21 protein-coding genes and 1 tRNA gene are annotated in these 20,968 nt (G+C 42.1%); 13 read left to right on the top strand and 9 right to left on the bottom strand.

Annotation, left to right across the window (positions count from 1 at the left end):
• Positions 1-172: 172 nt before the first annotated feature.
• The 3 genes from proC to NCY30_RS09015 all read right to left on the bottom strand — a co-directional run bounded on the left by proC (position 173) and on the right by NCY30_RS09015 (position 2,861).
• On the bottom strand, positions 173-733 hold the full coding sequence (gene proC, locus NCY30_RS09025; RefSeq protein ID WP_330573412.1) for a pyrroline-5-carboxylate reductase: 561 nt from the start codon (positions 731-733) through the stop codon (positions 173-175).
• Between the two features lie 4 nt (positions 734-737).
• A complete protein-coding gene (locus NCY30_RS09020; protein WP_416387703.1) occupies positions 738-2,021 on the bottom strand; it encodes an amidohydrolase in 1,284 nt (427 codons plus the stop codon).
• Positions 2,022-2,144: 123 nt separating this feature from the next.
• Complete coding sequence (locus tag NCY30_RS09015) at positions 2,145-2,861, bottom strand: L-2-amino-thiazoline-4-carboxylic acid hydrolase (protein WP_022415196.1); 717 nt, start codon at positions 2,859-2,861, stop codon at positions 2,145-2,147.
• A 176-nt stretch (positions 2,862-3,037) separates the two neighbouring features.
• Between NCY30_RS09015 and NCY30_RS09010 the strand changes: the two genes are divergently transcribed.
• A complete protein-coding gene (locus NCY30_RS09010; protein WP_055194263.1) occupies positions 3,038-3,991 on the top strand; it encodes a polysaccharide deacetylase family protein in 954 nt (317 codons plus the stop codon).
• Between the two features lie 37 nt (positions 3,992-4,028).
• Here the strand turns inward: NCY30_RS09010 and NCY30_RS15355 are convergent, their stop codons facing one another.
• The gene (locus NCY30_RS15355) at positions 4,029-4,604 is read right to left on the bottom strand and encodes a DUF6512 family protein (protein ID WP_022415194.1); all 576 of its coding nucleotides are present in this window, start codon (positions 4,602-4,604) and stop codon (positions 4,029-4,031) included.
• Between the two features lie 137 nt (positions 4,605-4,741).
• Here NCY30_RS15355 and NCY30_RS09000 point away from each other — a divergent pair.
• The 8 genes from NCY30_RS09000 (at position 4,742) to NCY30_RS08965 (ending at position 13,129) form a co-directional block, all read left to right on the top strand.
• Positions 4,742-4,814, top strand: a tRNA-Lys gene (locus NCY30_RS09000).
• A gap of 175 nt (positions 4,815-4,989) precedes the next feature.
• Positions 4,990-6,564: a phospholipase D-like domain-containing protein gene (locus NCY30_RS08995; RefSeq protein WP_250818639.1), complete on the top strand. Its 1,575-nt coding sequence runs from the start codon at positions 4,990-4,992 to the stop codon at positions 6,562-6,564.
• Positions 6,565-6,742: 178 nt separating this feature from the next.
• Positions 6,743-7,072: a PadR family transcriptional regulator gene (locus tag NCY30_RS08990; RefSeq protein ID WP_006428785.1), complete on the top strand. Its 330-nt coding sequence runs from the start codon at positions 6,743-6,745 to the stop codon at positions 7,070-7,072.
• Positions 7,073-7,116: 44 nt separating this feature from the next.
• The gene (locus tag NCY30_RS08985; protein ID WP_250818638.1) at positions 7,117-7,947 is read left to right on the top strand and encodes an NfeD family protein; all 831 of its coding nucleotides are present in this window, start codon (positions 7,117-7,119) and stop codon (positions 7,945-7,947) included.
• A 95-nt stretch (positions 7,948-8,042) separates the two neighbouring features.
• Positions 8,043-10,712 carry an ABC transporter permease gene (locus tag NCY30_RS08980; protein WP_055194257.1) on the top strand — a complete coding sequence of 890 codons (2,670 nt, stop codon included), beginning with the start codon at positions 8,043-8,045 and terminating at the stop codon, positions 10,710-10,712.
• The gene (locus tag NCY30_RS08975; RefSeq protein WP_055181420.1) at positions 10,687-11,445 is read left to right on the top strand and encodes an ABC transporter ATP-binding protein; all 759 of its coding nucleotides are present in this window, start codon (positions 10,687-10,689) and stop codon (positions 11,443-11,445) included. Before NCY30_RS08980 ends, NCY30_RS08975 begins: the two co-directional genes overlap by 26 nt.
• Before the next feature lie 260 nt (positions 11,446-11,705).
• Positions 11,706-12,704 (top strand): PD-(D/E)XK nuclease family transposase, encoded by a 999-nt coding sequence (locus NCY30_RS08970; RefSeq protein ID WP_055194256.1) that lies wholly within the window; start codon positions 11,706-11,708, stop codon positions 12,702-12,704.
• A 71-nt stretch (positions 12,705-12,775) separates the two neighbouring features.
• Positions 12,776-13,129: a hypothetical protein gene (locus NCY30_RS08965; protein WP_044920644.1), complete on the top strand. Its 354-nt coding sequence runs from the start codon at positions 12,776-12,778 to the stop codon at positions 13,127-13,129.
• A 17-nt stretch (positions 13,130-13,146) separates the two neighbouring features.
• On the opposite strand, the gene NCY30_RS08960 is transcribed toward NCY30_RS08965, so the two are convergent.
• The 3 genes from NCY30_RS08960 to NCY30_RS08950 all read right to left on the bottom strand — a co-directional run bounded on the left by NCY30_RS08960 (position 13,147) and on the right by NCY30_RS08950 (position 14,870).
• Entirely contained in the window at positions 13,147-13,305 is a 159-nt protein-coding gene (locus tag NCY30_RS08960; protein WP_155116003.1) for a hypothetical protein, read from the bottom strand.
• Positions 13,306-13,456: 151 nt separating this feature from the next.
• On the bottom strand, positions 13,457-14,350 hold the full coding sequence (locus tag NCY30_RS08955; protein ID WP_055194254.1) for a DMT family transporter: 894 nt from the start codon (positions 14,348-14,350) through the stop codon (positions 13,457-13,459).
• A gap of 97 nt (positions 14,351-14,447) precedes the next feature.
• Entirely contained in the window at positions 14,448-14,870 is a 423-nt protein-coding gene (locus tag NCY30_RS08950) for a bacteriohemerythrin (protein WP_006428777.1), read from the bottom strand.
• A gap of 97 nt (positions 14,871-14,967) precedes the next feature.
• Here NCY30_RS08950 and NCY30_RS08945 point away from each other — a divergent pair, with 97 nt between their 5' ends.
• The gene (locus NCY30_RS08945) at positions 14,968-15,636 is read left to right on the top strand and encodes a Crp/Fnr family transcriptional regulator (RefSeq protein ID WP_250818637.1); all 669 of its coding nucleotides are present in this window, start codon (positions 14,968-14,970) and stop codon (positions 15,634-15,636) included.
• 10 nt (positions 15,637-15,646) lie between these two features.
• Here the strand turns inward: NCY30_RS08945 and rd are convergent, their stop codons facing one another.
• Positions 15,647-15,808 carry a rubredoxin gene (gene rd, locus NCY30_RS08940; RefSeq protein WP_006428775.1) on the bottom strand — a complete coding sequence of 54 codons (162 nt, stop codon included), beginning with the start codon at positions 15,806-15,808 and terminating at the stop codon, positions 15,647-15,649.
• Between the two features lie 510 nt (positions 15,809-16,318).
• Here rd and nrdD point away from each other — a divergent pair.
• The 3 genes from nrdD to nrdG all read left to right on the top strand — a co-directional run bounded on the left by nrdD (position 16,319) and on the right by nrdG (position 20,479).
• Positions 16,319-18,508 carry an anaerobic ribonucleoside-triphosphate reductase gene (nrdD, locus tag NCY30_RS08935; RefSeq protein ID WP_006428774.1) on the top strand — a complete coding sequence of 730 codons (2,190 nt, stop codon included), beginning with the start codon at positions 16,319-16,321 and terminating at the stop codon, positions 18,506-18,508.
• A 155-nt stretch (positions 18,509-18,663) separates the two neighbouring features.
• A complete protein-coding gene (locus tag NCY30_RS08930) occupies positions 18,664-19,941 on the top strand; it encodes an L-cysteine desulfidase family protein (protein ID WP_246944481.1) in 1,278 nt (425 codons plus the stop codon).
• A gap of 16 nt (positions 19,942-19,957) precedes the next feature.
• Positions 19,958-20,479 carry an anaerobic ribonucleoside-triphosphate reductase activating protein gene (nrdG, locus tag NCY30_RS08925; RefSeq protein WP_055194250.1) on the top strand — a complete coding sequence of 174 codons (522 nt, stop codon included), beginning with the start codon at positions 19,958-19,960 and terminating at the stop codon, positions 20,477-20,479.
• Between the two features lie 102 nt (positions 20,480-20,581).
• On the opposite strand, the gene NCY30_RS08920 is transcribed toward nrdG, so the two are convergent.
• Positions 20,582-20,923: a helix-turn-helix domain-containing protein gene (locus NCY30_RS08920; protein ID WP_055194248.1), complete on the bottom strand. Its 342-nt coding sequence runs from the start codon at positions 20,921-20,923 to the stop codon at positions 20,582-20,584.
• Between the last annotated feature and the right edge of the window lie 45 nt (positions 20,924-20,968).

The raw sequence follows: 20,968 nt of genomic DNA, 5'->3' as shown, positions 1-20,968 counted from the left end.
ATGTAAAATAGGCCGGTAGATTTCTGAAAATCTCCCGGCTTATTTTAACGACAAATTTTGCAGAGTAATTCCAGTTATCCCCAACAAAAGAGGAGTTATCCACGGGAAACTGTGGATAACTCCTCTTTTGTCTGATAATTCTATCGCATTAATCGACATAGAATGACAATGATTATAATGAACGGGATTTTTCTGTACTTACATTGATGCATTCAATTACAGCACCACGCATACCAGCCTTTTCGAGAGCTTCGCAGCCTTCGATGGTTGTTCCGCCCGGTGATGTAACCATGTCTTTTAACTCGCCCGGGTGGATTCCTTTTTCGAGAATCATCTTTGCAGTACCAAGGCAGGTCTGTGCTGCAAGGCGGTATGCCGTTGCACGCGGGAGTCCCTGTTTTACACCGCCGTCAGCCATGGCTTCAATGAACATAGCTACATAAGCAGGACCTCCGCCGCTTAAGCCACAGGCTGCATCTAAGAGGTGCTCCGGAATCATTTCTACCACACCGATCGTGCTGTAGATAGATTTTGCTGCTTCTAATTCGTCCTCTGTCAGATCGTTGTCGGAGCAGAGTGCAAATGCACCTTCGAATACCATTGCAGGGGTGTTAGGAAGAAGTCTTAAAATTCTAGGTGTGCCATCGATCATATTCTGGAGTCTCTCGACAGTGACACCGGCTACGATGGACATCAAAGCTTTTCCATCCAGGGCTTTTTTGCACTGTGACAGAGCTTTAAGGAGTCAGCTTATGAAGCTCCCACGCTTTCTCAATACTTCCCGGTGTTTCCATCAATAATTTCGTACCTTCTGCCATACATCTTGCAACATAGAGCATACCTTTCTGTCCGATAGTCATACCGGCCTGTTTGGCAGCAGCCCAGTGATGAAGCGGGGTGCCTTTACACATCGTAGCGGCACTTAAGGTGATCAGCGGAATCGTGTGGCTGACCTGTGAAGCATCTGTGCCGATAGCGATCGGAACCGGCTCATCTTCAAGCGGTTCTAGGCCGGAGAATAGTGTTCCGTCATTGATGAGCCCGGCTTCTTCTGTAATCTGCTTTGCGAAATCCAGTTCTTCCGGTGTATAAGTCGGTGTCGGGACTTGGGTCATGGCATCGTAATATAATTCTGTCAGTACCCGGTTAACTTTCATCTCACTGCAGCTTGCAACCAGTTCGATATCGACGGTGGTGTCTGTCATAAGAGCGGCACCTCTTGCGCAGTTGTCTACACGTTCGCTTGCATCTTCGGTGCGGGAACGTAAGTAGGAGCGGATGAAATAATTTGTCTTCGCGATATCCGGAACAACATTTGCCGGAAGGCCGTTATCAATGTAGGCATAATGCATACGGACATCTCCCGGTACGTGTTCACGGAGATAATTGACGCCTACATTCATGAGTTCGGCGGCATCCAGGGCACTGCGGCCTTTTTCCGGTGCTTTGGCAGCATGGGAACTAAGTCCGTGGAATGTGTAGTTCTTAATGTCCTGTGCCTGCCAGATATCGTTGCTGACACGGTTGCGGTCGAATGGATGCCAGGTAATAGCAACATCGAGGTCATTAAAGACTCCCTGATCGTTCATCACGATCTTGCCGGACATGATCTCTTCGGCCGGGCAGCCGTAGACGCGGATCGTTCCGGCAGCATCGGTTGCTTCCATATCGGCTTTTAATGCGCAGGCCGCTGCGGCAACAGCAGTTCCAAGCAGGTTGTGTCCGCAGGCGTGTCCGACACCTGCCAGAGCATCGTACTCAGCCAGGAATCCAAGGAGTGGTTTTCCACTTCCCCAGACTGCGGTAAATGAGGTGTCGATACCGGCTGTTTTCCATGTTATTTTAAATCCCTGGCTTTCCAGATAATCTGCCAGGCATTTGGAAGAAAGTGTCTCCTGATATGCAAGTTCCGGGTGATGGAAAATGTAATCGGCAGTATGTACAAGTTCTTCCTGATGATCGTCGAGCCAGCTGGCAATAATATTGTCAGGTGTATGTTCGGTTGTTAGTTTATTCAAAATATAGATACCTCCTCATAGAATCGGGTGTTTATCTATCATTTTAGCATAGAAAAACAGGATGTAAATAGATTTCATAGTTTTCTCATATGAAAAGTAAAAAATAATGTCAATAAGCAGCAAATTCTATTCAACCGGATAAAGACCGTTCAGTACATCCAGATATTCCTGTCCAAATGTATCTACATAATCAGCGAGCGCAAGTTTAACTGCCTCTTCCCCTTTTTCACCAAGATTCAGGATCAGAGCCTGACTGACGGTATATTTTAAATGTGCTGTGTGGAAATTAAAATCTTTCATACAGGAAGTCCCAAGTTTGGCCTTTTTCTCAGCCAATTCTTTTACCTCTTCCTGCGAGAGCGGGTGTCCCCAGTCGAATTCGCAACGCTTGCCGCCCCAGCTCATAGATGTGGCAGTCGGTGTACAGACGAAGTCGGAACGGAAACCCTGGTAAACGGCATTATCTACATTGACGCAATAATATTTCCCATATTCGGTAATGTTATGCTTTTTCCATGCTTCACACCATGCACATTTTGCAATGTAAGTCTGAAGTGTCGGTTCGGTGCGAAGCGTTCCGAAGTCCATTTGTCCGGCGTAATCTGGTTTCCATTCACCGTATGCCTGATTGGTCATGGTAGTCAGTTCATCACCGTGTGCGAGTGCATTTGCCGCCATGCGGGCACCCCGCTCATTTCCATAGGTAGTCATTCCGGCAAGGATTGCGTCTTTTCCGGCTTCACCGCATAATTCAATTGCATGTTTGGCGAGAAATGCGAACATCATGGCGTGATGTTCGATTTTGCAGCTGACAGGACAGACTTTATTTTCATTTTCACTCATATTAAAAACTCCTTTCGACATTTGTAAGTGATAATCTATTTATTACAATACTACATTGTAGTGAAAAAGTCTCAAGAAAAGGCTTGATAAAAAGGAAAAAAGCGGTATGATAGTAAAAAAGAAAAAGCAATTACTTAAAAGTGAGAATAAAGTTGAAAATTAAAGAGGAAAAAAGTATGAGCAGGAAAAAGTTAAAAAATAGAAGACGAAAAGATCGTGCACAGAGAAAGATTCTGATTGCAGCAGTCTGCATAGCAGCAGTGATTATAGGTGTGGGAATCGGCGGGCATGTTATAAAAAAGAATGCCGGTAAAACGATGACAACGGCCGAGACGGAAAGTAAAAAGGCAGTATCAAAGAAAAAAGCAACTGCAAAAAAACTTACGATCAATGAGAATGAAACTGATGCATCCAATAAAGAAAATCAAGGCCAAAAAGATCAGGCAGATGACAGAAGTGAATTTGCAGTTCAACCAGGAAGAAAAGTGGGTACAACAGAACAATCGGATGAAAAAGTTGTCTATCTGACGTTGGATGACGGACCGTCTAAGAATACGCAGGCGGTGCTGGACATTTTGGATAAATACAATGCGAAAGCAACGTTTTTTGTTACAGGAGCCATGCCGGAATATAAAGATATGATCCAAAAGGCTTATGATAAGGGACATACGATCGGAATGCATACATATTCTCATGATTACGCAAAGGTGTATGCATCTGTTGATGCATATTTTCAGGATCTTGACCAGATTGGACAGCTTGTAAAAGAAGAGATCGGCTATGTTCCTTGTTTTATCAGATTTCCGGGAGGATCTTCGAATACCATATCTGCAAGTTACACGAAGGGAATTATGACAACGCTTACGCAGGAGGTTCAGGCAAGAGGATATCAATATTATGACTGGAATGGAAGTTCGGGAGACGGGGCCGTGAGAACAACGGAACAGCTTGTGGATCAGGCAACCAGTTTCCATGACAATAATATCATCCTGCTGTCACATGATTCCGAGACAAAAGATACAACTGTGGAAGCGCTGCCGAAAATTATTGAATATTATCAGTCACAGGGATATGTGTTCAAAGCATTGGATCTTAACAGCTATGTTGCACATCATGGTGTGAATAATTAATTATATATGTAGGGAAATGTGTTGATGGTTGTTGTACTTATGCTGAATAGAATAACGGAAGATCTGGCGGAAAACATGTAAATACAAAGAAGAAAAATGATGTTATCAACCAGAGTGAGACTACAAAGCCAGGTTCTGTCTCGTGAGGAGAACGGGTCTTGCCGGAAATATATTCAGACATTCCAAATGAAAATATTACACTGGAATAAAAAAGCAGGATGTCTAAGATCAGGAAATTCCGGCCGAGAATCCCGGAATATGTGTAAAAAACAGAAACAGTAAAAAACATTCCGAGAAGCACACCCAGATACCGACAGTAAAAGAACGGTAAAACAACCGGATGCAGAGACAGATATTCCCATATGCTTACGAATAAAAAAGGAAAATATAAAAGTTTCAAATGTTCCCACACGGATTCATTAACCGGGCAGAAAAGTGCAACGATTGGAGACTGCCCGGATAAAAAATACAGGAAATGATTCAGTGTTCCGAGAAAGGCAGCGACCAGGACAAAATGCAGAGCTGTGCCTTGAATGCAGGAGATAATCTCTGTACAGACAGTATGAAAGATTTTTTTGAAATTGGTTGTAACATAATGGATAATATGGCTCATAAATTCAACCCCCATATCAATATATGAGAAAAATAAAAAAATATGAAAAAAAGTAAAAAAAGTACTTGCATTTTTAAAAACCTTATTATATAATAAGTCTTGTCGTTACGGAGAACGTAATACAGACAACCAAAGATGCGCGATTAGCTCAGTTGGTAGAGCACCTGACTCTTAATCAGGGTGTCCAGGGTTCGAACCCCTGATCGCGCACTATTAAATCACTGTTTTTGCAGACTGCGAGCTGCGGGGATGGTGATTTTTTTGTTGCTTATTTCCGGGAAAACTGAGGTCAATAATTTCTGATTGAACTTCGGATAAGTCTTGAGCCGGAAATACGTTCGTGTTAGTATAATCATAATTTACAATAGAAGAAAAGAGTGAGAAGATGAGCAGTCATACACTGGAAGGAAAGAAAAAGACACAAAATGGCGTGAAGCGGCTGATGTTCACGGTGCTTTCGATATTATTGGAAGTGGTGTTCCTGGTTGGAATATTCAAGGGGCTGAATGAATACGCGGTATTCATAGATAATCTGACCAGAATATTTGCCGTCATACTGGTTCTGAAAATATATGGAAGAAATGAGACTTCCTCGATGAAGACACCGTGGATCATCCTGATCCTGACATTTCCGATCCTTGGAGTAGCACTTTATTTTATGATCGGTATGAACGGTGGAACTCGGAAGATGCGGATGCGTTACAAAAGGATTGATGAGAAGCTTCTGCCACTTTTGCCGGAAAATAAGGAAGTGCTGGAACGTCTGAATGTGTCAGATCCGAAGGCGGGAAATGTTTCTAATTATATAGAAAGAAATGCGTGTTATCCGGTGTATCAGAATACGGATGTGACTTATTTTGACGAAGCGATCAAAGGACTGGAGGCGCAGCTTACGGATCTTGCAAAGGCGGAGCAATTCATTTTCATGGAGTATCATGCAATTGAGGATGAATATGCATGGAGCAGGATACAGACGGTGCTGGAAGAACGGGTGAAAGCAGGAGTAGAGGTCCGGGTGTTCTATGATGACATGGGCTCGATCGGATTCGTAAATCTGAGCTTTGCGAGAAAACTGGAAGCGAAAGGAATTGCCTGCCGGGTATTCAATCCGCTGCTTCCGGGACTTAATATGTTCCTGAATAACCGTGACCACAGAAAGATTACGGTGATTGACGGAAAGGTTGGGTACACAGGTGGTTATAACCTGGCAAATGAGTATTTTAACTATACACATCCATACGGGGAATGGAAGGATACGGGAATCCGGCTGGAAGGAGATGCGGTGGCTTCGCTTACGGTAGCATTTTTGGAAATGTGGGAAGCATCCGGGAAGACTCCGGCCGATGTGGATGTTCTGGATATAGAGGCACAGAAAAAATATCTGGTACAGCATCCGTATCAGGCAAAGCAGACGGGATATATCCAACCGTATGCGGACTGCCCGTTAGACGGAATCCAGGTTGGAGAGGATGTCTATATCAGTATCGTCAACAAAGCGGACAGATACTGCTGGTTCATGACTCCTTATCTGATCATCACGGATGAGATGACACATGCACTTTCGCTGGCGGCCAGGCGTGGCGTGGATGTGCGGATCATCACGCCGGGAATCCCGGATAAGAAGCTGATCTACAGTATCACCAGATCGTTCTATCACAATCTGGTACAGGATGGTGTAAGGATCTATGAGTGGACACCGGGGTTCTGTCATGCGAAGATGAGCGTGGCAGATGATTGCATGGCGACTTGCGGTACGATCAATCTGGATTACCGGAGCCTTTATCATCATTTTGAAAATGGGTGTTTTATGGCAGATTGTGATGCGGTGCTGGATATCCGGCGGGATATGGAGCAGACATTGGAACAGTGCAGGGAAGTGACGGAGAAGTATAAGTCCGGCCGGAGCGCGACTCTGCGGCTGGGACAGTTGTTCCTGCGATTGTTTGCGGAGCTGTTGTAGGAAAGAAGAAGGTAAAGGGACTGGGAATGCAGGTTTGCATTTCCGGTTCTTTTTATTGTATATTGACATATATCGAGATACGATATATAATAAAACCAAGAAGAAAGCAAATTTTTTTACACTCAACTATCGAAAGCCGATATATAATGAAAGCAAATATAAGAAAGGAGCAATCACTATGAAAGTAAACAAAAATATGGTCTCAGGAAATACCGCAATGTTAATTCTCAAATTGATCTCAGAAAAGGATATGTACGGATATGAAATGATCGATACACTCTCAAAGAGATCGGACAATGTATTCGAATTAAAGGTAGGAACATTGTATCCGCTGCTTCACAGCATGGTACAGTCCGGATATTTGGAAAGTTATAACCAGGAGGCGAACGGGAAACTCAGAAAGTATTACCGGATCACACCTAACGGGAAGAAATATCTGGAGAAAATGATCGAAGAATGGAATGCTTATGCCAATGCAGTTACGAGCATGATCCAGTATTCCGTATAGCACAGGTAAGGCAGTGAAGGTGGTAGAAAAGGAGGGTGTTAGATATGAAGGAAAGAGAATATCTGAAAGAACTTGGGAAGAAGATTACCGATTCGTCTGTAAGAAAAGAGATTGTAAATGAATATGAAGCGCATATAGAAGACTGCAAAGCCGCATTAATGGAATCAGGGATGACGGAAGTTGAAGCAGAGGAAGAAGCAGTCCGCCAGATGGGCGATCCGCAGGAAGCAGGTGAAGCAATGGATAAGATCTATCATAAAGTGTTTGATTCCAATATGTTTCTGTGGATGCTGGCACTGGGATGTGTACCAATTGTATGTGTGTGCATTTCTTATCTTATCGCAAGAGATCCGAACGCATTTTTATGGTTGTGGAATGATGCGCTTGGCCTGAATAAAATTCCGGCAGTTATACACCGGAATATCGGAATCGGATTGGCTGTCTATGGAATCGGATTGAGCTTCTGGGAGAAATACACGGGCAAAGCTTTATTCTATGCAGTCGGAAGAGACTGGGGGCAGGGATGTTACGTTGCAAACAGCGGGCTGGTACTTTTTATCTCGGCATTATGTTTTGCTCCGAGCTTCCCGGTGAAGGGATATGCAGGAATCCTCTGCTGTGTATTGATCGCATGTCTGCTGAATATGGTACTGAGAGGATTTATGAATCTTTTGCAGAGCAGAAGAGAGACCAGACTTTTATGGGAGATTGGAACGGCAGATACCAGAATCAACTGGAAGGGAAAAGGATATCTGTGTGGACATCATATGAAAGTAAGAGTACAGGGATCTGAGAAAGGAACGGAGATCACGGCAGGAGCACCGGTGATGGTTGTCGGAATGGAGGGATTTAAGCCGGTGGTGGCGCAGGTATAAAGAGAGAGACGTTAGATCTTGGATAGTAAGCGTATATGAAGAGAGACGTTAGATCTCGGATAATAAGCGTGTATGAAAAATGAGAGGCAAAAGTTATGAATAAGACGGAAAAGCGAATGAAGATATTCACGCTGATCATGCAGGTGATCATCCAGGCAGTGCTATTATTTCCGTGGATGAACATGGGGACATGGAAATGCAATGTGCCGGGATATCTGATAAAATTGGCTGCTTCGGGCGATGGGATGAGTTACATAAAGAAAAGTCTGAAGCCTTTGGGAGTACTGGACGGTGCAGATGAACAGATGATGGTTCAGATACTGATGCTGTTCATCTGTGAACTGGTAATGGTACTGGTAATCCAGGTGATAGGAATTGTGAATCTGATACTGGCTTTAAGCAATCACCATAAACTGCTTCTGGATATCATGTCACTGATCGCAGGATGTATGATATCATTTCTTGGGGCAGATGGGGCAGTATTTTCAGATCCGTTGTCACAGGTGTATCCATTTTTACTGGTAGTGCTTCTGGTGATCAATTTGATCGGTGCGAAGCTGATTGATTCGTGGCAGGAAGAGAAAAAGATACAGGAAGAAGTTAAAGCCAGAGAGAAAAATTACAAAGAAGAAAAGAAAAAGCATCTGGAATTTTCGGGGAAGTATCCGAAAGGATTCTATACGGCCCTGTGGAAGAATTTTAAAAGTTCAAAAAGAGATTTTATTGTTTACGTAAGTATGAACCTGCTTCCGGCGACGCTGATATTTTCCGGAGTCGGAATGGCACAGATGCTGGCACCATTCAATAAAGAAGGAAATATACTGACGGGGCATGGAATCACGGCAATTCTGCTGGAATTCCTGATCGTGAGTCTGATCGCATCGCTGATGCTGATGATCACGAATCTGTTGTCATATTTCAGAAAACGGATGAGAAATTACAGTATATTTTCGACTCTGGGAATGCGGAAGTCTACACTTTATGAAGTGCTTGGAGCAGAGATTGTGGCTGGAATTCTGGGAATGCTGATCGGGGGAGCCTGCATCGGAAGTGTGATCCTGTGTATCATCCGCAGAATCTTCATGGCAAGATCCGGAGTGGGAGCACAGCCGGCGAAGATTACAGGATTCACATATTTGATCGCAAGTCTTATCATGATCGGAATATCCGGGATTGGACTGATGATCCTGCGGGATTTCTTCCTGTACAGGGAACTAAAAAAAATGCAGCTGGGCGATGTGGAAAAGGAGAAGATGCCGGAAAAACGGATCGGTCTGTGGCTTACAATTGGCCTGGTCATTGTGGTATTTGGAATAGTGAATTTCGGAATGCGGAAGAATGCCGAAGGGTTACGGATACTTTTATTTATCTTCCTGGGCATTTATCTGGCGGAAAAGTTTGGATTTGGATTGTTCCTGAAAGTGCGGAAGCATAAAAAGAGTTATTATGCAAAGTTGATCCCATATAATTCGTTTTATTACCGTTTCAAGAGTACATTCCGTTATGTGTACGTGATCAGTCTTATACCGGTACTGATATTGTTCTTATTTGGAAAAGATATGATCTCAGCGAAGATCGCGCAAAAGCCGGAAGGACTGTTCCCGTATGATTTTGTATGTATGGCAACGGAAGCGGATAAGACATTCTGGAAACAGCTGCAGGAAAAATATGACGTGAAATTCCAGGAGTATCCGATGGTACGCGTGACGAATGTGGATAATTCGGAAAAGCTGGATGATGCCAGAGCAGTGATCATGCCGCAGGGACAGCATATAGGCATCTCGGAGACGACGTATAAAGAACTGAATAAGGCACTTGGAAAGAAAAGTGAAAAAATGAATCTATCTGCTGACGGAAAGGAAATCTATATTATTTACCAACAGGACAAGAGTACGAAGGCACATCCACTGGATTACCTGAATTCGAGAAAAGAGCCGTACCTGCACATCGGACAGCCGATAGAATCTTATGGATTTCTTGATCGGGAAAAGATCTATCCGACACGAACCGTAAAGGGGGAAAAGACGGATATCCTGACAGGTGCATTCCGGCAGGGAAGTGAGGAGAATCTGGTTGTATTTTCGGATGAATATTTTGAAAAGGTTCAGGACGACTGGAAGAAATATAATTGGATCACCGGAGATCTGGTTGAGGAGGGTGAAGCAGAAGAAGGAGTGACGATCCATCACTGGCCGACAAAGCTTGTCCTTTTGAATGTGAAAAATGCAGATTATCAGAAGATAGAAAAAGAGCTCCAGGCTTTTCGGAAGGTACATAAAGAGGATGAAAGATTTGACAAGGATGTATTATCCTGCTATTCCAAACGTACAACGATGGAACAGATTGAAAGCGAACGCTTTATGACAACGGTAGTAGATATATTTATCATGGGAGCATTTCTGCTGGGAAGCGTTCTGGTCATTTACTTGAAATATGAATCTGAGATGACGGACAAGAAGAAGCGGAATCATTTCTTAACCTGTATTGGAATGAGCTCGAAAGAAAGAGAAAAGCTGATCCGGACAGAGACGGGAATCTTTTTCTGGATCCCGGCAGTAGTTGCGGTTGTTATGGTGCCGGTGTTAACCGGGGAGATATGGAACATGCGGGAATATACGAAGGCTGACTGTGTACATTATCTGCGATATCTGTTGATCCTTGCAGTTATATATCTTGTAGTGCAGGGCATCGGTGTAAAGGTGATTGAGCAGTATACAATAAGAAAGGTAGAAGGAAAGCATGAAAGAAATATTAAAGGTAAATAACCTGATCAAGAAATTTCCAAAAGCCGGTGGGGAGATTGATGATGCGGATGCGATTTCGGTACTGAAAGGCATTAACTTTGATGTAGAACAGGGAGAGTACGTCGGAATTATGGGAAAATCCGGCTGTGGAAAGACAACACTTCTGAAGATCCTGGGATTTATGGATCAGCAGACGGACGGAGATGTGATCTTTGACGGTGTGAATACGAATGAGCTGTGGAAAGAAGAACTTACGGATATCAGACGTAGAAAGATCGGATTTGTATTTCAGGATTTTAATCTGATGGACAGCCTTTCGGTAAAAGAAAATATCATGCTTCCGGTATTGCTGGATAAAAAGGAACAGAAAGAATGTGAAGAGAAAGCGGAAGCATTGGAAAAGCAGTTTGGGATTGAACATCTTCAGGAAAAGAATCCTTATGAACTGTCCGGCGGTGAGCGGCAGAGAGTGGCAATCTGCAGGGCGCTGATCAATGATCCGAGTATCATATTTGCAGATGAGCCGACGGGAAACCTCGACTCAAAATCCGGAAAAGTTGTTGCGGAGGAATTCCGGAAAATCAATGAGGAGTTAGGGAAGACCCTTCTGATGGTAACGCATGATCCACAGATGGCAAGCCGGTGTAAGAGAGTGATATTTCTGAAAGACGGATATGTGATGAATGATGTGAGAAAAGAGGGCACGGAAGAAGAATTTTACAGAACGATCATTGGGGAGATGGAGAAGTTTTAAGATGAGATAATATATAGATGGTGATATGGGCTATGCGGCGGAAGATAATTCTGCCGCTTTTTTTACGAAAATTAATCTTGTAATCATATGAACAATATGCTATTCTGAATGCACTTCAAAGAGTGACTTCTACAAACTCTTAAGTATTTCTAAGCCAAAAGGCATCAAGTTTCGACCGTTTCACACCTAAAAATGTCTGAAACATATTCCCGACTTGAGAGAACACGAAAATTTTATAATCTATTCAGGAGGACGTGCCTATGACAAACAAACTTCAACAGTATTTCCCGATGATTCGGACAAGGGAGGAGGTGTTGAATGAGATTGAAAGTAAAAGCAGATTAAAAAATTTATTTTATGAGTGGACAGAGGAAAATCAAAATGAATTTCTGGATTTTTGTACCGGAGTGAAAGGTATAAAAATCATGTATGATTTCATGATAAAAGAAATTCTGAATCCGGAGAATACACCGGAGAGAGTAAATGAATTACTCACGTTACTTCTCGGACAAAGAGTGAGAATTGTAGACGTATTACCAAATGACGGAACAAGATTAGCAGATGAATCTACGCTTCTTATTACAGATATGGTAGTACAACTGGAAGATGGAAGTATTGCGAATCTGGAAATTCAGAAAATCGGATACTATTTTCCGGGAGAAAGAAGTGCCTGTTACTCAGCAGATCTGTTGCTTCGGCAGTATAAGAGAGTGAGAGGAATCAAAGGAAAACGATTCTCTTACAGAGATATCAAGCAGGTATATACGATCGTGCTATTCGAAAAAAGTCCAGCCGAATTTCAGAAATTTTCCAATAATTACATCCATCGTTTTATGCAGAAATCTGATACAGGAGTAAATATAAATTTATTACAGGAATATCTGTTCATACCTCTTGACATATTCAAAAAGAATCAGCAAAATGAAAATAGAAGTGTAAAAATAGAAAATCGGCTGGAGGCATGGCTTGCATTTTTCTGCATGGATGATCCGGAGACAATTATAGAAATTATAGAGAGATATCCGGATTTCAAAGAAATGTATGAACAGGCTTATGATGTCTGCCGGAATATCGAAGAGGTGATGCAGATGTTTTCGAAAGAATTGCTGGAGTTAGACAGGAATACAGTAAAGCTGATGATTGATGATATGCAGAAGGAGATAGACTGCCAGAGAGAGCAGTTGAGTCAGAAGGATGAGGAGATGTTAGAAATGAGGAAAGAAATACAACGATTACAGCAGCTATTGGATAAAAAATAGCATGAAAAATGTCAAAAGAATTGTTTTAGATACTTATAAAAATAACTAGTCAGTTGAAAGAGGTGATGTAGATGTTTTCGGAAGAATTGTTAGAATTAGATCGAAATACAGTAGAATTCATGATTGAAGATATGCGGAGGCAGATAGAAGAGAAAGATGAGCAGATAAAACAACTAGATGAGCAGATAAAACAGAAAGATGAGCAGTCAAGACAACTGGATGAACAGATAAGACAACGGAATAAACAAATAAAAGAAAGTGATAAGCAAATAAGACAACTGGATGAACAGATAAAAGAAAGCGATAGGCAGATAGGACAGTTGGATGAACAGATAAAAGAAAGCGATAGGCAGATAAGACAGTTGGATGAACAGATAAAACAATCAGAACAAGAAATACAAAAAATGGAGGAAGCAAAAGAGTAATACATAGCCTGGCTGTCTCAGGAACGTGAAACAGCCAGACCGCTTACCTCAAAGCATGTAATCCAAGGATATTCCATATAATTGATGCTGATATCCCCGGTTACAGTAACCCCATCAGGCAGATAATAGACATTTCCAAGAGGACTGGTCTCGCAGACATACCCCTGTGCGAGCATGTCCTCTTTTTCTTTATCGGTAAATCCTACCGATATCTCCAGACGCGGAGGGGCACATCAACTGGTGATTGTTTCGATGGAAAGTATGATGTTGCGGAATCCGCGTTTATTCATATAGGCAATAGCATTGTCGTTCAGGTGTACCATATGTTCAATTCCTTTCATAATTTAATAATATTACAGCAGTAATTGTAAAACAAAGTCCACAGATGGAAAGAATACCTGGTGTTTCGGCATAGAGTACCGCTCCGAATAACATGGCGGCGGCAGGTTCGCTGGAAGCGAGAATCGATGCCTTGCCGGCCTCCATATAGCGCATGGATAAAGAATATAGTGCATAAGGCAGGACGGATGATACCAGCGCATGAATAATCAGGATAAAAAAGGTGGTCCTTTGACCTGAGACAATCATACTGCTTAAAGAGTGTATATTACTGAAAGGCAGCATTGTCATGCCGGAAAAGAGTGTGCCGTAAAAAGTAATCGTCAGGAAATGATATCCTTTTTGTGTGACTTTTTTGCTTATGATTCCATATACAGCATAGAAAAAGCTTGCCAGAATTCCGCAGAGAATTCCTGTTATGCTCCAGGAAAGTCCATTGCTTTCCAGTACTCCGCTTACCAGTACACAGCCAATGAGTGCGAGTGTTACACAGGTCAGTTTGTGTCTGGTTACTGGTTCATGGAAGAATATAGCAGCCAGAAACAGAACAAAGACCGGAGACATGGCAAGTAACACGGCAGAAAGTGCAAGAGATCCTTTCGTAACGGAAATATTATAAAAGACACTGAGGGCGGTCATGCCGATCATGCCGCTTCCGATAAAAAGCCAGAAGTCACGCCGATGTACATAAAATAAATGTCGGTTATAGAATAGAATCCATATGCCAGTGATCAGAGCTGCAAGCAACATCCGGAAACTAATGATGGAAAAGTTGTCGAGCCCATCGTGTTCCAGTGTACGGACAAAGATTCCGGCAGCACCCCAGCAGATGCCGGAGAAAAATGGCAGTAACCAGGCGTATTTGGTAAGTTTCTGATTCATAAGTACCCCAATCCTTTGTAAATATAATAAATTAAGTATATCACAAAAACGGACATTGTTATGAGAACATGTCCGTTTTGTGCATTTTTATGAATCACTATAATCGATCAGAATTATCTTTCAAATGAATATATTCTGCTACAGACCGGTCAAAAGTCTTGATATGCTGGAACAGCCAGTCTACGACATTGCGCTTTACCTGTTCGATAAACTGATCATCAGGTCCTTCGTTTTCATTAAGATAATCATATAATTCCTGAATGGATTTCTTGAATTCTTCATGTTTGGCATGATGTGCGGCAAGTTCCGGGTAAGATACTTTTTTCTGCAGATCTTCTTCTTCCTGAAAATGGAAATTCGTATATTCATCAAGATAATCTAACATTTTGATTGCTTTGATCTTACTGTCACTGGATTCGCATGCTGCAACGAACTGCCGGATGCGGTCGATCAGTTCCTGATGCTGGGAATCGATGGTCTTGTTGCCTGTAATTAAGTTATCGTCAAATGTAATATTCATAGAAAAACCTCCTGTCTTTGATACGCATTGAATCCCAGTCCCGCGTAGTCTATAATGAATCATAGAAATTGTTATCAGCAGAGAAAAGGATTGGATTATGAAGTTACAACAGTTACAGATATTTCAGAACCTGACAGAAGAAGAACTGGAAAAAAGTCTTGTCTGTTCACAGGCTGTAGTAAAGAAATATCCGAAAGGTACCTATATTTTCCGCCAGGGTGATGCACCGTTAAAATTATATTTCATATTGGAAGGAATGGTTGAGCTTGGCAGTATCAACCTGAATGGCAAGATTACTCGAAGCAGTTATGTTACGGTGGGTGAGGAGTTTGGCGAAGTAGAACTATTTCTGCGCCAGTCTGCTTACTCCGGTTATGCAAAAGCAAAAAGTGAAGTATCGGTTCTGGAGGTTTCACAGAATTTCTTTGGCGGAAGATGCGAAAGAAATTGTGTACATCACAGTAAGGTTGTGTTCAATATGCTTCAGCTTTTTGCGGAAAAAGCAGAGAAATGTAACCGTCAGATAGAGGTTCTTACCAGTGGAAACTTACGTCAGCGTGTAGCGGCGTACCTGTTGGAAAACTGTGATCCGGACTACCGGGTTCGTCTGCATATGAACAGGGAAGATCTGGCAGTATATCTGAATACTACAAGACCATCTCTGTCGCGTATGCTGCTTACTTTACAGGATGAAGGTATCATCCGTCTTGTAGGCCGTAAGGTAATCGAGATCATGGATTATGAAAGGCTGCAGGAAGAAGAGTAATCAATAGTAATTAATCTTCTGCAACAAATACCTCTTTTCCTAATCCACAGATTGGACATACCCAGTCATCCGGAATATCTTCAAAGGCTGTGCCCGGTGCGATTCCGTTATCCGGGTCTCCTACAGCTGGGTCATATTCGTAGCCACATGGTTCACATACATATTTTTTCATAATTAAAATCTCCTTTTTATTAAAACTTAGTTGGTGTTAACTGGTGTTGTACAACTTATGTTGTGATTAGAGTATATAGCTTTTATAGAAAATAGTTTGTAACAAATGTTACGAAACAACAAAAAATGATAATTTGTTATATGGATTAAGATTGACAGAGATTAATTTTATAAATGAAGAAATATCGGCACAACAACTTCATATTGTTAGTATCTTTGAATGCAAAAATCAATACAGGGAATGCGTCTTAAGTATTCTTAACTATGCGCCACACTTTACCCGTCACAAAATTAAAAGTGCAACAGATTTCGTAAAAAAATATCACCAAAATTTAGACCACATTTCAAACATTTATTTTAACAAAATTACCTCTTTCATTTTCGCCTGTTATAGAGTATCATATTACTTGCACAATATCTTGTGCGGAAATGATGTTAAAAAAACAATATTTAGTAGTATTTGAGGGTGAGCACATACTACATCGGCAATAAAAACAAGAGAGGGATAAACATGAACGCAGAAATAAAGACGAACGTAATTAAGAGAAACGGCGAAGAGGTAGCCTTCGACCTGGAGAAGATCATTAATGCGATCAAAGGTGCAAACAAGGACGTCGATAAACTGCATCGGATGAATGAATATCAGATTATGGCAGTGGCGGACAACGTTGCAAAGAAAATTGAGGAATCCACTCATGCTGTCAATGTAGAAGATATACAGGATATGGTAGAGACCGGAATTATGGAACTGCGCGGCTATGAAGTCGCACAGAAATATGTGCGCTATCGTTATAAAAGAGAACTGATGAGAAAGACGAATACAACAGATAACGGAATTCTTGCACTTCTGGATCATATGAATGAAGAGGTGAATCAGGAGAACTCTAACAAGAATCCTGTGATCAACTCTACACAGCGTGATTATATGGCCGGAGAAGTAAGTAAGGACTTGTCAAGACGTGTCCTTCTTCCGGAAGAGGTTGTACGTGCGCATGAAGCGGGAATCATTCATTTCCATGATTCCGACTATTTCGCACAGAAAGAGCATAACTGTGACCTGATCAATCTTCAGGATATGCTTCAGAATGGAACTGTCATTAGTGAGACCATGATCGAGAAGCCGCACAGCTTCTTTACAGCATGTAATGTAACGACACAGATTGTTGCCCAGGTAGCAAGTAACCAGTACGGTGGACAGTCATTTACACTGGCACATCTGGCACCGTTTGTCGATATCAGCCGTAAGAAGATCCGCAGAAATGTAATCGCAGAGCGTGAAGAATGCGGAGAAGCTTTAGATGAGACAATTATCAATAAGGTGACAGAGCGCCGTTTAAGAGAAGAAGTAAAGAGTGGTATCCAGACAATTCAGTATCAGCTTATCACATTAATGACATGTAACGGTCAGGCACCATTTGTGACGATGTTCATGTATCTGGATGAGGTAGAAGAAGGCAGAACCCGTGATGACCTGGCTATGATCATTGAAGAAGTGATGATTCAGAGAATGCAGGGAGTAAAGAATGAAAAAGGTGTATGGATCACACCGGCATTCCCGAAACTGATCTATGTACTGGATGAGGATAATATTACAGAAGATTCCAAATATTGGCATCTGACAGAACTGGCAGCAAAATGTACCGCAAAACGTATGGTACCGGACTACATCTCTGCCAAGATTATGAAAGAGATGAAGAATGGAGAAGTATATCCTTGTATGGGATGCCGTTCGTTCCTGACGGTAGAAGACAGCCAGAGAAATCCGGACGGAAGCCATAAGTTCTATGGACGTTTTAACCAGGGAGTTGTAACGATCAACTTAGTTGATGTTGCATGTTCATCAGAAGGAGATATGGAGAAATTCTGGAAGATCCTGGATGAGCGTTTGGAATTATGTCACAGAGCACTGAGATGCAGACATGAACGTCTCCTGGGAACGGTTTCCGATGTTGCTCCGATTCTGTGGCAGAACGGTGCACTTGCAAGACTGAAGAAGGGTGAGACGATCGATAAATTATTATTTAATGGTTACTCCACTATTTCGCTTGGATATGCAGGACTTTATGAGATGTGTGTACGTATGCTTGGCAAATCACATACCGATCCCGCAGCAAGACCATTTGCAATGCAGGTAATGCAGAAGTTAAATGATAAATGTGAAGAGTGGAAAAAAGCAGAGAATATCAGCTATTCTGTATACGGAACACCGATGGAATCTACCACATACAAATTTGCAAAATGTCTGCAGAAGCGTTTTGGAATCATCAAGGGTGTAACAGATAAGAATTATATTACGAACAGCTATCATGTACATGTATCAGAGAAGATTGATGCATTCAAGAAACTGAAATTCGAAGCCGATTTCCAGAAGCTTTCACCGGGTGGAGCAATCAGTTACATCGAAGTACCGAATATGCAGAACAATATTCCGGCAGTACTTTCTGTTATGCAGTATATTTACAATAACATTATGTATGCAGAGCTGAATACAAAGAGTGATTACTGTGAATGCTGTGGATATGACGGAGAGATCCAGATTAAAGAAGATGAGAATGGAAAGCTGATCTGGGAATGCCCGAACTGTGGTAATCAGGATCAGGATAAGTTATTTGTGGCAAGAAGAACCTGTGGATATATCGGAACACAGTTCTGGAATCAAGGACGTACGCAGGAGATTAAGGACAGGGTATTGCATTTGTAAAACTGCAAGATATAAAGACAGTAAAAAGGCCTTTTAAGAAGTGAGAAAGCTTTTTGAAAGGCCTTTTTATATTGTATAAAGATAGCTTTTCAAAAGGACATGCGTTATAATAAAAAAATATGGGGAAAAGAAAATGTCGACAGGAGGATTAAAAAATGACAAAAGATAATGAAAAGTATCAGGCATATGTTCAGATTTTAAATGAAGAGCTGATTCCTGCAATGGGGTGTACGGAACCGATCGCGCTGGCTTATGCGGCTGCAAAGGCAAGAGAAGTACTGGGATGTCTGCCGGACAGAGTCTGTATCGGAGCAAGCGGAAGTATCATTAAGAATGTAAAGAGTGTAATTGTGCCGAATACAAATCATTTAAAAGGAATACCGGCGGCAGCAGCAGCGGGGATTGTTGCAGGAAACGCAGAAAAAGAACTGGAAGTTATCTCCGAGGTAACAGAAGAAGAGACAAAAGAAATCGCAGAATTTCTTGAACATACAGAGATTACGGTAGAACATATCAATAACGGATGTGTATTTGATATTATTGTGGAGGTATTTCACGGGGAAGATAAGGCAAAAGTAAGAATTGCCAACTATCATACGAATATTGTAAGAATAGAAAAGAATGGAGAGATCCTGCTTAATGTACCGGTCGCAGGAGAAAGCGAAGAAGGACTGACAGACAGAAGTCTTCTGGATATGAAATCTATCTGGGATTTTGCAAATACAGTGGACATAGAAGATATCCGGGAAGTGATCAGACGTCAGATAGAATATAATTCTGCAATTGCGGATGAAGGATTGAAAGGAAATTACGGAGCAAACATCGGAAGTGTTCTTCTGGATACTTATGGAAACGATGTACGTACCAGAGCAAAAGCACGTGCGGCGGCAGGTTCCGATGCGCGTATGAACGGATGTGAGCTTCCGGTTGTGATCAATGCGGGAAGCGGTAATCAGGGAATGACCTGTTCTCTTCCGGTTCTGGAATATGCAGATGAATTACAATCCGGAGAGGAAAAGACATACCGCGCACTGGTCCTTTCGAATCTGGTCGCAATCCACCAGAAGACGGGAATCGGGCGACTGTCGGCATATTGTGGTGCAGTAAGTGCGGGTGCGGCAGCCGGAGCCGGAATAGCATATCTTTGTGGCGGTGGTTATGAAGAAGTGATCCATACAGTGGTAAATGCTCTGGCAATTGTATCCGGTATGGTATGTGATGGTGCAAAAGCATCCTGTGCTGCGAAAATCGCTTCATCTGTAGATGCCGGGATTCTTGGATATAATATGTATTTAAGAGGGCAGCAGTTCTATGCCGGTGACGGAATCGTTACAAAAGGAGTAGAGGCAACGATCCAGAATATTGGTCGTCTCGGAAAAGATGGTATGAAAGAGACTAATGAAGAGATCATCAAGATGATGATCAGTGACTAGGGAGAGTATACAGATTATGAATTACGGAAATATCAAAGAGTGTGATATTGCAGACGGACCCGGCGTAAGAGTCAGTTTGTTCGTATCAGGCTGCAGACATCACTGCAAAGGCTGCTTTAATGAAGAGACATGGGATTTCGGATTCGGCCAGCACTATACAGAAGAGACAGAAGCAGAAATATTAAGATTGCTGGGGGCTGGTTTTGTCCAGGGGTTTACGCTTCTGGGTGGTGAACCGTTCGAACCGGAGAACCAGGTGGAACTGGTAAAGCTCCTTAAGAAGATAAGAGAAACTTATCCGCAGAAAGATATCTGGTGTTACAGTGGGTATCTTTTTGACCGTGATATGGTTCCGGGAGGATGTGTCCATACAGATGTGACAGAGGAGATGCTGTCGTATATTGATGTACTGGTAGACGGAGAATTCAAGGAAGAATTAAAAGATGTAACACTGGTGTTCAGAGGAAGCCAGAATCAGAGAATCATTGATGTACAGGAAAGCCGGAATCAGGGAACAGTTGTGCTTAAGGATTTTTAACAAAATATAGAAATCTACAGGACCTGCCACTGGCAGCTCATTACGGATGCTTTGGCCGCTGGCAGGTCCTCTTGCATACTTGGGTATAAAAAGGGCAGGAGATTATTTCTCCTGCCAGATGCGTAACATCTTGATGATCTTTTCTTTTGCTGTTACAGAAAAACCACGGAATACATTCAGCATCTCATCATTTAACTGATGCTCTTTCTCATCCAGAGGAGGAATATCTCTTCCGGCATCCAGAATAGTATCCACGGATACGTTGCAGAGCTTAGAGTAATAAAGAAGAACTCTTAAATTAAGCTTTGCTCGATTGTTTTCGACATTACTGACGAAAGGAACAGTACAGTTCAGATCTTTGGCAACCTGTTCCTGAGTGATTCCACGCTCACTCCTTAATTGTTTCATTTTTAATCCCACTTTTGAAAAATCCACTTCGTTCATTGCAAGGCTCCTTTTAATATGTAATGTATAACGAATTTATATAAG

This window comes from Dorea sp. MB18-49, from assembly GCF_023669465.1.
GTDB classification, from domain to species: domain Bacteria; phylum Bacillota; class Clostridia; order Lachnospirales; family Lachnospiraceae; genus Dorea_A; species Dorea_A longicatena.
The sequence above is the reverse complement of the archived record's forward strand: the minus strand, read 5'-3'. Positions and strand labels throughout refer to the sequence as shown.